Raw genomic sequence first — 13,917 nt, forward strand, 5'->3', positions numbered from 1 at the left:
TTTTTGGTTCTCCTATACCAGCCGGTCCAGCCAGCCTGTACCCTGCTGCGAAGCCGCCGTGTTCAGTTCGGCCTCCTCACTGCCCTGCTGGCTGGCAATCGTCTGTACTGCACTTTGATGGTGTTTTGTCTGCTGTTGCGCCTGATCACGCACATCCAGCTCCAGGCTATGTTCTGCTCCAAAACGCTGCGTCAGTTGCTGGCGCAATTGGTCAAGATGCTGTTGCATGGCCTCACGCAGCTGGCTGTTCGCGGCGTACAGCTGCACACTGGTTCTATCGCCATCGACACTCACACTCAGCTCAATCACACCCAATTGCGGTGGGTCAAGCCGAATTTGCGCGCGCTGAATCTGTTGCCCCAGTTGTACATTGATTTTGTCTGACAGCAGATGCACCAACTTTTGCCCCCACTGGCTGCTTTGTAGTCCGGTCAGGTCAGCTTTCCAGTGTGTCAGTGGCTCAGCCGCCTGGGCGCTACTGCCGGTAGCTGTTGCACTTGCCAAGGGGCCGGAGACAGCAGCAGGGTTATCCTGCTGCTCAATGTTCACCGCCTGCCAAAGCAACGGCGGCAAGCTGGTATTTTGCGGCGATAACGCCTGATGCAAACTGGCAGCATGCTGCGCCGCAGGCAAGACAGTTAAGCGTTGCTCAGCTGCCTGCACGATGCTTTGCTGCACGGCGGCTGGCTCTGTCACCGTTGCCGTAATACCGTGGTTCAGACCATGCCCGCCAGACAGATCTGGAGCAACACCGGTCTGCATGGTGCTGTAAAACACACTTCGCTCTGCGCCAAAGCTGTAAGACAACTGCATTGCAGCGTTCATGCTGTCACTTTGGCTGCTGTGCAGAGACTGCTGGCTGCTTGTTGTTGCTTCCGTCAGCTCCGCCACGACCACGGCCACTGCCTGATCGGCTGCGGTTAACAACGCTGCGTCACTATCGCTTCGACCGGTATCGTCCGCCGCGGCCAGCGGTGTTGTCTGCTGGGTTAAACCAGCAATCAAGGCTGCATAGTCCTGCAACCCGGCATCCGGCTCTTGAGAGACCGCAGAGTTGCTTGGTAACGCCGCTGACTGCGACTTGTTAATGACGGCTAGCAACGGGGTCACGACAGCTTTCCTTCCGTCGTTTGCCTGTAGGCCACCAGCCCCTGTCGCTTTTGATTGAATTGCTTCATTTGGATCTCAGTGCGTTTCAGTTCATTGTTAGCCAGCTCCAGCACATGCTGGTAATTCTGCCGCAGGGTACTTAGCTGAGCCGTAAACAGTTCTTTCACCCCGGCCTGCTCCAGTTGCTTTACTAAAGCCAGCAGTTGCCGATCCAGGCCACGCAATTTCTGCCAGTCCTGCGCCCGTACCGCCAGTAACAAATTGTGCTGCAACCGCATCAGCTGCCTGGCTAGTTCAGTTGTCTGTAGAGGGGTTAATGCCACATTCAGTCCCGGTTCAATACATTTCAGCTACCTGTGTTAGCCATCAAGGTTAGCAAGTCACGGGCCACAAATTAAACTGTTGTTTTTGAAGGATTTAAATCAATTGGAACCAAGAATGCGGAAGTGTTACTTCCGCCAAACGGAACTGCTGCCGATGCTGTTTTCCGTTCGGACAGCGGTTGCCATGATGAAGGGGGTGTCAGTTATTCAATACAAAAACCGCTGCAAAAGCAGCGGTGCAACCTGGTATGGTATGACAAAAGCAGCAGGTAGAACCTTTGCTGTTCAGGCTGCCTGTTGTGCCAGCCCTTGCCAGCCTTCCTGCAGGTTGGTCATAACAACCCGAACAGTATCCAGTTCGGCTAGATCGTTTTTAAGGCTGGCATTAAGCAGGGCTTGACCACAGTGCTGATACAGCTGTTGCATCGTCGCCGCTACTTCGCCGCCATTTTGCTGATCCAGTGAAGCATCAAGGCCCCCAAGAATTTTCAGCATACGCTCGATACCCGCAGCCTTTTTATTAAAGCGCTTTGCCTGGATATGCCCCTCAACCCGTGCCAGTTCATCGAGAAAGCCATCGAACAACATCAGCACCAGTTTATGAATGTCAGCACCGGCGGCTTTGCCTTCAACTGAAGTGTTTTGGTACGCCTGATACCCATTGGAAAAATCTAACATAACTTGTCTCTCTAAAATCAAAACTGGCCAAGCGAGCTTTCCAGTTGCGCTATGGTCACCTGCATCTGGGTAAACTGGCCCAGATAGCGTCGAAAGGCTAACTCCATGGAATAATCATGCCGCTTTTTTTGATCGGTGATTAAATCCAGACTGGCCTGTAAAGTTTTCTGCTTATCGGTCAATAAACCAAAGTTTTTGCTGTAAGGCTCTATGGTATTTTCCAGCTTTGCCAGCATGCCGTCCTCACCTGTCAGCATGGCCTCCAGCTTGGCTGGATCTGCTGCCAGTGCCTGCTCAAACCGGCTTGCATTGATACTTAAAACACCATTGCGATCAAACTCAATACCAATGCTGTACAAAGAGCTGCCTTCGAAAGTGCCCTGCAAAGCAGCCCGGAACTGATTCTGAATACTGCGGGCCATACTGTCTCTTTTCAGGCTGTCATCTTTGCTGATGCCGCTCACCACACTGTTGTAGCTGGATATAAACTGTTGCAGGTTATCTTTAATCGCCTGCTCATCCTGACCAATGGTGACGCGAACCGGACCATCGGTGCCAGCCTGGGCTCTGAGCAAGTCGATGCTAACGCCTTCAATCACATCGGTCAGCGTATTACTGGCGCTGGTCACACTGATGGCTGCATCACTACCAAACCGCACTTTGGCATCCTGTGCCTTAGTCAGCTCTTGTCTGGCTGCCAGGGCCGCGGTGATATCAGCACCGGCGGCATCTGCACCGGGGGTAAAATCAAGCGTCAGCTGATTGGCCTCTCCGCTTTCTTCACTGGAAATCACCAGGAAGGTTTCAGTACCGCTGCGCATCAGTGTTGCCTTCACGCCTGGATTATCGACATGATTATTGATGGCTGCCGTCAGATCCGTTAACGTTGCCCCGGCAGGCAAGCTGGCCAGGTCGACTGAAAAGCTGCTGCCAGCCAGATCGATACTGAATTCACCATCCGTGGCCAGGGTGGCATTGGGATCAAAGGACATCGCCAACTGATGATTTTGTGCCAGTTGCTCGACAAAAATCTCATAACTACCGGCGACTGCTTTGGCACCGGCTTTCACACTAAGCGTCGACTCACTGCTGCTAGTGGCAGTATTTGCCAGCATGCTGTTGTCGCCGCTGCGAAAATCTTTTAACTGGGTAGAGAAGTCTTTTAAAGCGGTTTGTAACTTTCGAATCGCATTCAACTGGCCGGTAAATTGATTCGCTTTATTGGCCAATACTTTATCTTTGCCAGCCCGTTCAATTTGGGTGTACTGGCTGGCCAGATACTGCGGATCTATCGTAAGAAATGACGACATAGTCGTTCCCCTTTGCCAGAGAATAAGGTGTTAAAGCACCCGGCGACCATGGCCGCCAGGATGCGAATACAAAAAGCACGGGGCACGCAGGCCCCGGCTAGCTGCGATTAACGTAGCAGTGAACCAATCATCTGAGTGGTGCTGTTCGATGCGCTCAGTACAGAAATACCAGAGTTCATCAGCAACTGCTGCTTGGTCATATTGGAAGTTTCTTTGGCAAAGTCAGCATCCATCAGCTGTGAAGCCGCCGCTTGCGTATTTTCTGTCATATTGGTCAGGTTATTGATGGTATGATCCAAACGGTTCATGCTGGCACCCAGTGATGCGCGAGCAGCACCGATATTGTCAATCAGGGTATCCACGGTAGCCATCGCAGCAACACCAGCGGCCTGATCACCCAGAGCACCTGGTGCACCAACTGACGCAGCAACAGCAGTAATTTCAGCAGAGATATCTACTTCCAGCGTTTCCGCAGCAGAAGAACCAATCTGGAATGTCACGGCAGCAGCAAACTTACCACCATCCAACAAGGTAGTACCTGAGCCGTAAGAGGTATTGGTCATAATGCTGTCCAGCTCTGCAGCCAAAGCCTGGTACTCGCTGTCTAAAGCAGTGTATTCAGACGCGTTGTTGGTACCGTTAGCCGCCTGAGTTGCCAGCTCTTTCATCCGGAAAGCAATGTTGGTCATCTCTTCAAACGCGCCTTCTGCGGTTTGCAGCATAGAATTGGCATTGTTGGCGTTGTAAATAGCCGCTTCCTGACCACGCACCTGCGCATTCAGGCGGTTAGCAATTTGCAGACCAGCCGCATCGTCTTTCGCTGAGTTGATACGGAAACCAGAGCCTAAACGCTCCAGCGCTACCGACAAATCGCTGTTGGTGCGGCTCAGTTGGTTTTGAATTGCTTTTGACGCCATATTGGATTGAATTGATAAAGCCATCGTAGGATCTCCTGTAATTGATGCTCAAAGATATAAAGCGACAAGGCGCCAACAGAACTGAAATTTTTTCTCGAATTTTTTCACGATGGCTGAGGGATGCTTTGCGCCGGCAAAAACAAAAAATCCCGCCGTAGCGGGATGCATTGAGACTAAGGACGACACACTCAGCCTAAACCAAAAGCAACCAGACTGCGGGTAATATTGGCCTGAGACATCACCACCGACACCGTACTTTTCGTGCCGCTTTGCATATCCAGCCGTAACTGCTCACTTCGTGCCTGCAACTCTGCATCACTGCTCTGGCTCTGCTGGATGGCTGCCAGCTGTGCCTGCAGGGCTGTACGCTGCGCCTGCACCTTGCTTAGCACTTCTTTTAATTGCTGCTGTGCCTGCTGTATCTGTTGCCGGTACTGCTGCACAGTGTCAGCCGAGGTTGCTGCCTTGCCCAGTTGCGTTAACAAGCTGTCTGCCGGCTGCAACTGCACACTGACAGGGTTGCCGGCTGCAACGCGAACCCCCTGGCCAGTCATCAGCCAGGGCTCCTGCAACTTACGGGCGTCACGAGCTTCGGCAGAAAAATACAGCTGCTGCTGTGAATCCACACTGACGCTGATGTGCTGACGACTGAATGCCTGCTGCACCGCCTGCAGGTTTTGCCCGGCACTTTGGCCGGCAGCCAGGGTCAGACTCACCGCACTGCCACTTCGACCCAGCAGTATCTGAACCTGCTCGGTTTGACGGCGTTCACTAAGCAAATCAATACTCTGGTTTAAGGTGGCTTTAAAAGGGACGGCTGTGGCCCCGGCAAGGGTCAGATTCTTCGTCAGAGCCCCAGCAGACCCTTGCAGCCGCTGCTCCAACTGTTGCAGTTGTTGTTGTGCGTCTTGTTGCTGTTGGGCCGATAACTTAGTGTACGCAGGTGAATTTAGCTGTCGCTTTAAACGCTCCAGTGCCTGATAGGCCTGGCGGATCTGTCGTTCGGTTTGTTCAGTCTGGCTTAATTGCTTGCTGACATCCGCTGCCTGCGCCCATTTACTTAATACCTGAATTTGCCGCGCCTGACGCGATATCGGTACCTGCTGACCACTATCATCCTGGCGAACAGCCTGAATCACCGCCGCCCGATCGGTCGCACTAAGGGGACTAAGAGCACTAAGGCTGATCGTATCTGACGTAGCGGATAGCTGCATGAACGAACCTTATTCAGACGTAAGAAAACAGTGTCAGCCTGGACACACTGGAATAGACTTTTAACGAGGATTCATACGATGCCATCGCCTGATTCATCTGCACAAAAGCCGTTGGGTAATCGACGTTTTTAATATCATCACGCAAAGTTTCGGTAAAAAGCGCTATATCATCATTGCCCATTGCCATCTCATCCAGCGACGCCAAAGTGCCACCTATACGGGTTACCTCGCCGTTGACTGTGGCCAGAAAACTGCTGATATGAGCCAGCATGGCACGCGATTCATCACCGACACCAGCTACCGGCGCAGTACTGATCAGATCCAGGTAATCCTGCATCTGATTTAAGAAGTTAACCCCCGGGTCCAGCGCACTGCCCACGATGTTGCCTGGCACACTGGAATTGTCCGATACGGCGATCTGCCGCACCCTGTCATCCCCTTGGTACTGATAAACACCCAGCGCATCCCGTTCGAAAGGTTTGACACCGGTTAAACTGCCGGAGAAATAATAATTGCCGTTGCCGTCGGTGGCATTGAGCAGATCAACAATGGCTGGAAACAACACCGACAACTCCTGGCTAAAAGCTTCCAGCTCGGCTTGCCCCATGGAGCCATCGGCTGCAGTAGTGACAATTTCCTGCACCGAGTACAGCGTATTGATGATGCTGCTGAGTTGGGTTTCCTGCTGCCCAAGATTAAAGTGCACCGCATTCATATTTGCCTTGAACTGTTCCAGCTTGGTCAGTTCACTGTTTAATGTCAACAGCATGACGGTACCCAGCGGATCATCCGACGGCTTTTGAATACGTTGATTGGTGCCAAGCTGAGTGGATAATTTGCTGTACTCAGCTGTCGCTTGCTGAATATTGCGAATCGTATTCAGGTGGTATTGATTGCTGCTCACGCGCATAGCCACGGCCTCAGAAAATGTTAATCAGGGTTTTAAACAATTGATCGGCGGTGCTGATAACCCGGGCATTTGCATCGTACAGCTGCTGGTAATACATCAGGTTTGCGGCCTCTTCGTCCAGGTTGACCCCGCTGACATTGTCGCGCGCTGCCACCGCATTCTGGTTTAACAGCTGTGCTGTTTTAATGCTGCTTTGTACCTGTTTGCTTTGAATCGCCAGATCACCAATCAGGGTATCGTAACCGGCGGTGCCCCCCTGTAAAGACGACACCAGATTGGCAATATTGCCATTATCACCACGACCACCAGCCGGGATCCAGCCACCAAAGCCATCGTCCACCCGGCCGATAAATGCCAGATCATCTGGCTGCAGCGAGTCGTTTACCCGGATAGTGCCCAGTACATCAGCCGGGTTGTACTGAAACAATGGCTCTCCCGGCTGTCCGTTTAGATCAAAGCCTTCGGATAAAGCCGTATTCACCGAGTCGGCAATATTGGTGACAATCTGCTCCAATTGCAGCCTGGCCGGTTGCAGCACAGTCGCATCGACATTCAGCAGGCCACCGATACGGCCACCAATAAATTCATTCAGCGGAAAATCCAGACCATTGAAGCTGACATGAACGTTGGTGCCGCTGACATGCACTTCAGATGCTTTGGAGCCAACCACCAAAGGGGCGCCATTTTTACTGCTGACCGTCAGGGTACCGTCCCCCGGATCAAGAATGTCCACCCCGATAAAACCGGCCAATTCGCTAATCAGCACTTCACGAGCATCGGCCAACTCCGCAGTTGCCTGGCCCAACGCCTGAGCTTTACTGATTTTGCTGTTTAACTCGGCCACTTGCTGCAGCAAAGCAGTGCTGTTATCCGCCAGGTTGGAGAGCTCTTTGCTCAACTTATCCTGCTGATCCGACAAGGCACCATTGATTTGCGATAAGTCCTGCACCAAAGCCTGAGATGAAGACAACACCTGCTGGCGATAGGCGTTGGAGTCTGGTGCAGACATGGCGGCATTAAAGGCAGCATTAATCCCAGCAACTGCATCGTTCAGGTTCAGTGATTCAGTCCCGAGAATTTCCTCCAGATAGCCCAAATAGCTGTGAAACCCTTGGTAATAATTGAGATCCGAGCCGGTGCGCCAAATGTCATCGTTCAGAAACTCATTCACGATGCGATCCACCTTGACCACTTTGACGCCATTTAAACCACCGGCCGCGGTTTCCAGGTACACTGTCTGCCGGCTATACCCTTTGACCGCCGCATTGGCCACATTTTGCCCGACCACGTTCAGGGCACTGTTGGCAGCGTTAAGCCCGGACACACCGTTTAGAAGCATACTCATAAGCTGGATTTCCCACCCTTTTCAACCGGCCATAATGGCTGGCTAAAGGCGCTGTTTGTGTATTTAAGTGCTGTTGACGACAGCACCTCCTTCTCTGGTAAAGCGACCGCCTCCGCCAGTTGCTTAAATTTATTTTCGGTTTGGCTTAAACCTTCACCCAACTGCCGGACGATGGCTTCTGCCAGACCAAGCTGCTGATTCGCGGCTAAGCTTTGCGCCAGTTGGGCATCATGCATCTCGCGGAAAGTGCCGGCCTCTTTGCTGCTGAACAGGCCATGCTCACCCGCCATCGCATCGGTACCAGCGTGCATTTTTTTAAGCACCAGTTGTAAAAAGATGGCTTCAAACTGCTCGGCGGCTTTGTTCAGACGCTCTGCCGGCGATTGATTGGCATCAATGGCTGCAGCAGCGCGAGGATCGATGGCCAAAGCTGCACCAACTTGGGTCTGGCCGGACAAAGGGGGAATAGTCATTCAAATCACCAGTAAATCAGCATCCAGTGCGCCGGCATTATCCAGCGCGATCAGGATGGACATCAATTCTGCCGGGGTAGCCCCCAGCGCATTTATCGCCTGCACAATGGCATCCAGCGAACTGCCTTCCGGCCACAACATCATGTTGGCGGTGCGCTCTTCCACACTGACATTGCTGTTTTGCACCGGCATGGTGGTCCCACCGGAAAAAGGCGGTGGCTGGCTGACCCCATGCTGCTCACTGATGGTGATGGTCAGGCTGCCATGGCTGACGGCTGCCCGCTTCACCCGCACCACGTCGTTCATCACCACGGTGCCGGTACGGCTGTTAAACACCACCCGGGGGCGCTGGCTGCCCACTTGCACCCGGATATCCTGCAGCAATGACATAAAGGTGATGCGGCTGTTGGCATCCCGCGGTGCACTGACAACCAGTTTCCCCTGGTGTTCAGCACGGGCAATATCGGGGCCAAAGACATCATTGATGGCCGTCACCACATTGCGTGCAGTTTGAAAGTTCGGCTGTTTCAGGTTCAGCACCACTTCGTGCGGTAAATGATGCTGCGGCACAGCCCGCTCAATAATGGCACCAGAAGGAATAATACCGGCTGTTGGCACATTCACAGTGACCGAAGAGCCACTCTGGCCGCTGGCACTGACGCCACCTACCACCAGATTGCCTTGTGCCAGGGCATAGACGTTGCCATCCACCCCCCGCAGTGGGGTGAGCATTAAGCTGCCGCCATGCAAACTTCTGGCATCCCCAAGCGACATAATGGTGACATCCAACTGCTGGCCGGGACTGGCATTGGCCGGTAACGTCGCCGTGACCGCAACGGCAGCTACGTTCCTTGAGCGGGGCAGGCTGTTTTCATCCAACTGCACACCAAACTGCTTGAGCATATTATTCAGCGACTGGGCCGCAAATGTCACCTGAGCCCGATCACCGGAGCCCGGCAAGCCAACCACCAACCCGTAGCCAACCAGTTGGTTATCCCGAACCCCCTGAATATCAACCAGATCCAGCAAAGGCCGGGCTTGCAGCAGCAACGGACACAATAAGCATACCAACGCAGTGATTACACCTTTCATCATAGCTTTGCTGCCTTAAAATGGATTCAAATAGCGGTTGAACAAGCGGGTGAACCACCCTGGCCGGCTGGCACTGGCCAGATCGCCCTGCCCCGAGTAACTGATGCGGGCATCGGCGATGCGTTGCGAGGAGATACGGTTGGTAACATCAATGTCTTCCGGTCGCACCAGCCCTTGCAACCGGATGTACTCATCGCCCTGATTGAGCTTAATTCTCTTTTCCCCACGAATGGCCAAAGCGCCATTGGGCAGTACATCGGTCACCCGCACCGTGATAGAGCCCCGTAAAAAGTTCTGCTGACTGGCTGAGCTTTCGCCGTCAAACTGCGAACGGGAATTTAGCTGCATCGCCAACTCCGACGTATTCAAGCCCCCAACCAACGGCACCCCCACATTAATGCCGGTATTTCTGTCGATACTGCTGTCGGCACTCTTACTGGATTGCGTCCGCTCATTCAGTTCAACCGTCAGGATGTCGCCAACCCGGTAGGCTCGTTTGTCTTCGTACAAGGTGAACATATAACGATCGCTGTACAGGCTGCCGTGTTGCTGTGACAGCACTTGCTCATCGGCACTGCGCTCAGCCACCACTTGTTCCCAGTCGTCCTGATGCACCGGCTCTGGCTGGCTGGCACAGCCCATCAGCACAAAAGCACCCGCCAGAAAGTAGAATTTGTTCATCCGATTACAGGCTCTGATTCAAAAAGCGCAACATGTCGTCTGCTGCAGACACTACTTTGGCGTTCATCTCGTAGGCACGCTGGACAGCGATCATGCTGACCATTTCATCCACCACACTGACGTTCGAGCCTTCAATGGTGTACTGCTGCAAAGCACCAAAGGCATCCTCACCGGGGATGCCCTCAATGGCTTCACCGGAGGCGGCGGTCGCACGGAACAGGTTTCCTCCCAGCGCCTCCAGCCCGGCCGGATTGACAAAGTTCACCGTTAGAATTTGTCCCAGCTCCACCGGCTGTGCCTGGCCGGCAACGGTCGCGCTGACAGTACCATCACGACCAATGGTGACACTCATGGTGTTCTCCGGTATGGCAATGTTTTGCAGCAGTGGCAAGCCATTGGCATTCACCATCAGCGATTCGGCATTTAACTGGAACTGACCATTGCGGCTGTACAGTACCTCACCATCCGGATTTTCGATCTGGAAAAAACCCTGGCCGGCAATCGCCAGGTCCAGCGCATTGCCACTGGTTTCGAAATTGCCTTCAGTAAAGACTTTCTGGGTACCATTCACCCGTACGCCAGTGCCCACCTGTATGCCCGACGGCACCTGATTCAGCTCATCGGCCTGAGCACCGGGCTGGCGCTGCACCTGATAAAACAAGTCCTCAAACACCACCCGGTCTTTTTTAAAGCCGGCGGTGCTAACGTTGGCCAGGTTATTGGAGATGGTGGTCATACGCATATCTTGCGCTGCCAGGCCGGTTTTACTTACCCATAAGGCAGAATTCATTGCACTGCTCCTGTTAGCTGTTGCCGCTGATTAATTTATTGCCGGAAACCGCCAGTTCATCCGCTGTTTTCATCATGCGAATATTCATTTCAAACTGCCGGCTGATGGTCATGGTATTCACCATTTCTTCCACCGCATTGACGTTCGAGCCTTCCAACGCACCAGTGCGCAGGGTGATGGTGGCATCGGCATCCAGTGGCTGCTGTTGCTGCGGCCGCAATAAGCCATCCAGCCCTTTGACCAGGGTGTCTCCGGCTGCACTCACCAGCTTTAACTGACCTTCCTGCACCAGAACACCACCACCCACTGGCAGCAAGTTGATGCTGCCATTGCTGCCAATCTCGATGGCGCCGAACTCCGGCAACAGGATATCGCCCTGATCGCCCTGCACCGCGTAACCGTTGAGCGTTAAGCGGCCATCGGCTTCCACCATCAGGTTACCGGCGCGCGTATAGGCTTCATTGCCATCAGCATCGGTCACCGCCAGAAAGCCACCGTCACTTAGCACGACGTCCAGATCCCGGCCGGTTTGCTGCACCGGACCATTGCTAAGACTGGTAAAGACCGGCATCAACTGCGCCTGATAACGGGTACGAAAACCATCCCCACCAATCATCCTGGCCTGAGCCTGCTCGATATCCGCTTTAAAGCCAGGCGTATTGACATTCGCCAGGTTGTTGGCCGATACCCGCAGCGCCGTTTGGTTGAGCTCAGCGCCGGATACTGCGGTATAAATTAAGCGTTCCATATCGGTTCACCTTTAGGTGGCGTTAAACAAAATCTGCATCATTTGATCGGCACTACTGATGGTTTTAGCATTGGCCTGGTAGTTTTGCTGAAACGCCATTAAATCCACCAGTTGCTCGCTGATATCCACGTTCGAGCCAATGTAAGCGCCGGATAACAAGGAGCCATAGCTGCCGGAATCCGGCGTTCCATAAAGAGCGGCACCGGATTCATTGCTGGCATACCACATGGTTCTGTTAGCGGTTTCCAGGCCATGCAGATTAGAGAAATTCGCCAAGACCACCTGGCCCTGCAATTTGGTTTCACCATTGGTGAAAGTAGCGAATACCTCGCCACTGGCCGCAACGGCAATGCCGGCAAACTCACCGGCGGTAAAGCCATTACCATCGTTCTTATAAATATTGAACCCGCTGCCAAACTGGGTACTGTTGGTCAGGTTGATATTGAAGTCTAAATCTTCCGCCCCGTTCATGGGGTCATGGGTTAACGGTACAGTTACTGCGGAAGTCAGTTGACCACTGGCATTAAATGTCATCGTTGATGGCGTTCCAAGCGAATCGCCATTCACAAAATAATGCGCTTCCCAGGTGTTCGAGCCGGTATGAATAAAGTACTGGGTTAGGGTATGGCTATTGCCTAATGAATCAAAAATTTCGGTCGATTGCGAATAGTTGTAACTGCTGCCATCAGTGGGATCAAAAACACCTGGGGGTACTGGCGCTGCGATAATATCACTGGCCGAGCTTAAATTCAGTGAGAACTCTACTTCGGTCGTGGCTTCGGCCGGAATATTGGCCGCTTCCACTTTCAGGCTGGTTAATACGCCCGGTACCAGGTTGCCATTGGCATCAATGCCATAGCCCTGCAGTTGGTTGCCATTGGCGTTTACAATCTGCTGATCTTTATCCAGCCCAAACTGACCGGCCTGGGTATAGGCCATGCGGCCATTCTCAGACACCACAAAAAAACCCTGACCGGTAATGGCCAAATCCAGTGCCGAGCCAGTACTGACCACGCTGCCTTCGCGGCTGAAGTTTTCTTTAATATCGCTGACCGTCACACCACCACGCTGGCCGCCGTTGTAAACAGAAGCAAACTCGGCACTGCCGCTTTTAAAGCCAGCGGTGCTGGAGTTGGCAATGTTATGGCTGGTTACTTCCAGCGCTCTTTGCGTGGTTTTCAGCCCACTTAAGCCAATAGTAAACATAGACATAGTACAGAGTTCCTTAACTGTTGCTGCCAAAGGCCAGCTGATTGGTGTCTAACAAGGCATGGTTACCCAAGCCATTGACCTGCAAGATAATGTCGTCTTTGTTGCTGCCAACCGATACCCGCTCCACGTCACCGCTTAACCAGGTTTGCAGTGGATGAGGCTGGCCATTGATGGTGGCATCGGCCTGCACGTAGTAACCGCCGGCCGCTTGCTGTTCAAAGGAAAAACGCAACGTACCAATGCCGGTATAGGGCAGCTCCTGCTGCTGCATCAACTGCCCCTCGGCGTTGTACAAGCGCAGCGTAATGCTTTGCGCTTCGACCCCGAGGTTGATAGCGCCTGTCACCGCAGCCGGCTGCTCCAATACAATGGTGTCTGCCGCTACGTCCACCTGCTTACCAATTAAGGCAGTCGCTTGCAGGGCTTGCTGGCTGGCTTGCAGGGCCAGATTTTTACCCGAGTCGATTTTCAGACTTTGCAGACTTTCAACATTGGCAAACTCAGCCAGTTGACTGACATACTGAGTGCCATCCATCGGATCCAGCGGGTTTTGGTGGCTGATTTGTGCTACCAGCAACTCCAGAAACATGGTGGATAAGCCTTCGGCCGCTACGGTGCCATTTTTGGCAACTGCATGCTCATGGCCGGAGGCCGGGTTCGCTGCAAAACCGCTGATTGTTGTCACTTGATACTCCTTACTGGCCTAACCGCAGCACACTTTGCTGCATGCTGGCGACTCGCCCCATCACTTCTACCGAGGTTTGGTAACTGCGTGATGCGGACATCATGTCGGCCATCTCTTCGAGCACATTGACGTTGGAGTAAAAAACATACCCCTCCTGATTCGCCAACGGGTTGTTTGGCTCATAGCGCTGTTCTACCGGCCTGGTTGAGGTAGTCACACCCAGCATCTGCACCTCTGCCGACAAACTTTGCTGCTCGGTGGTTTGTTTGTACAAAGCAGCAAAAACCGGTTTTAACGCCCGATATGCCGTTGCTTCGGTCGGCGCTGCCGTATTGGCATTAGCCAGGTTCGAGGCAATGGTATCCAGTCGCATCACCTGGGCCCGCATAGCGCTGCCACTTACCTCATAAATACTGTTAAATGACATCC

16 protein-coding genes are annotated in these 13,917 nt (G+C 53.1%); all 16 read right to left on the reverse strand.

Annotation, left to right across the window (positions count from 1 at the left end):
* Positions 1–12: 12 nt before the first annotated feature.
* A complete protein-coding gene (locus tag ABC502_RS17320) occupies positions 13–1,110 on the reverse strand; it encodes a flagellar hook-length control protein FliK (RefSeq protein WP_345916785.1) in 1,098 nt (365 codons plus the stop codon).
* Complete coding sequence (locus ABC502_RS17325; RefSeq protein WP_345916786.1) at positions 1,107–1,433, reverse strand: hypothetical protein; 327 nt, start codon at positions 1,431–1,433, stop codon at positions 1,107–1,109. The genes ABC502_RS17320 and ABC502_RS17325 overlap by 4 nt, the downstream gene beginning before the upstream one ends.
* Before the next feature lie 285 nt (positions 1,434–1,718).
* Positions 1,719–2,111, reverse strand: coding sequence for a flagellar export chaperone FliS (gene fliS, locus ABC502_RS17330; RefSeq protein ID WP_345916787.1), 393 nt, complete (start codon positions 2,109–2,111; stop codon positions 1,719–1,721).
* A 17-nt stretch (positions 2,112–2,128) separates the two neighbouring features.
* Positions 2,129–3,421: a flagellar filament capping protein FliD gene (fliD, locus tag ABC502_RS17335; RefSeq protein WP_330087379.1), complete on the reverse strand. Its 1,293-nt coding sequence runs from the start codon at positions 3,419–3,421 to the stop codon at positions 2,129–2,131.
* Between the two features lie 107 nt (positions 3,422–3,528).
* Positions 3,529–4,362 (reverse strand): flagellin, encoded by an 834-nt coding sequence (locus ABC502_RS17340; RefSeq protein ID WP_345916788.1) that lies wholly within the window; start codon positions 4,360–4,362, stop codon positions 3,529–3,531.
* A gap of 164 nt (positions 4,363–4,526) precedes the next feature.
* A complete protein-coding gene (locus ABC502_RS17345; protein ID WP_345916789.1) occupies positions 4,527–5,552 on the reverse strand; it encodes a flagellin in 1,026 nt (341 codons plus the stop codon).
* A 13-nt stretch (positions 5,553–5,565) separates the two neighbouring features.
* Positions 5,566–6,462 carry a flagellar hook-associated protein FlgL gene (gene flgL / locus ABC502_RS17350; protein ID WP_345916790.1) on the reverse strand — a complete coding sequence of 299 codons (897 nt, stop codon included), beginning with the start codon at positions 6,460–6,462 and terminating at the stop codon, positions 5,566–5,568.
* Positions 6,463–6,472: 10 nt separating this feature from the next.
* Entirely contained in the window at positions 6,473–7,807 is a 1,335-nt protein-coding gene (flgK, locus tag ABC502_RS17355) for a flagellar hook-associated protein FlgK (protein WP_345916791.1), read from the reverse strand.
* Positions 7,804–8,280, reverse strand: coding sequence for a rod-binding protein (locus ABC502_RS17360; protein WP_345916792.1), 477 nt, complete (start codon positions 8,278–8,280; stop codon positions 7,804–7,806). Before ABC502_RS17360 ends, flgK begins: the two co-directional genes overlap by 4 nt.
* A complete protein-coding gene (locus ABC502_RS17365; RefSeq protein WP_330087565.1) occupies positions 8,281–9,372 on the reverse strand; it encodes a flagellar basal body P-ring protein FlgI in 1,092 nt (363 codons plus the stop codon).
* 15 nt (positions 9,373–9,387) lie between these two features.
* A complete protein-coding gene (gene flgH, locus ABC502_RS17370) occupies positions 9,388–10,053 on the reverse strand; it encodes a flagellar basal body L-ring protein FlgH (RefSeq protein WP_345916793.1) in 666 nt (221 codons plus the stop codon).
* 4 nt (positions 10,054–10,057) lie between these two features.
* Positions 10,058–10,843, reverse strand: a complete 786-nt coding sequence (gene flgG / locus ABC502_RS17375; protein WP_330087372.1) for a flagellar basal-body rod protein FlgG — start codon at positions 10,841–10,843, stop codon at positions 10,058–10,060.
* A 13-nt stretch (positions 10,844–10,856) separates the two neighbouring features.
* On the reverse strand, positions 10,857–11,591 hold the full coding sequence (flgF, locus tag ABC502_RS17380) for a flagellar basal body rod protein FlgF (protein ID WP_330087371.1): 735 nt from the start codon (positions 11,589–11,591) through the stop codon (positions 10,857–10,859).
* 12 nt (positions 11,592–11,603) lie between these two features.
* On the reverse strand, positions 11,604–12,803 hold the full coding sequence (gene flgE / locus ABC502_RS17385; protein ID WP_345916794.1) for a flagellar hook protein FlgE: 1,200 nt from the start codon (positions 12,801–12,803) through the stop codon (positions 11,604–11,606).
* A 13-nt stretch (positions 12,804–12,816) separates the two neighbouring features.
* Positions 12,817–13,488, reverse strand: a complete 672-nt coding sequence (locus ABC502_RS17390; protein ID WP_345916795.1) for a flagellar hook capping FlgD N-terminal domain-containing protein — start codon at positions 13,486–13,488, stop codon at positions 12,817–12,819.
* 10 nt (positions 13,489–13,498) lie between these two features.
* The gene (gene flgC / locus ABC502_RS17395; protein ID WP_330087368.1) at positions 13,499–13,915 is read right to left on the reverse strand and encodes a flagellar basal body rod protein FlgC; all 417 of its coding nucleotides are present in this window, start codon (positions 13,913–13,915) and stop codon (positions 13,499–13,501) included.
* Positions 13,916–13,917: the final 2 nt, after the last annotated feature.

It is taken from the genome of Alkalimonas sp. NCh-2 (assembly GCF_039631345.1).
GTDB lineage: Bacteria > Pseudomonadota > Gammaproteobacteria > Enterobacterales > Alteromonadaceae > Alkalimonas > Alkalimonas mucilaginosa.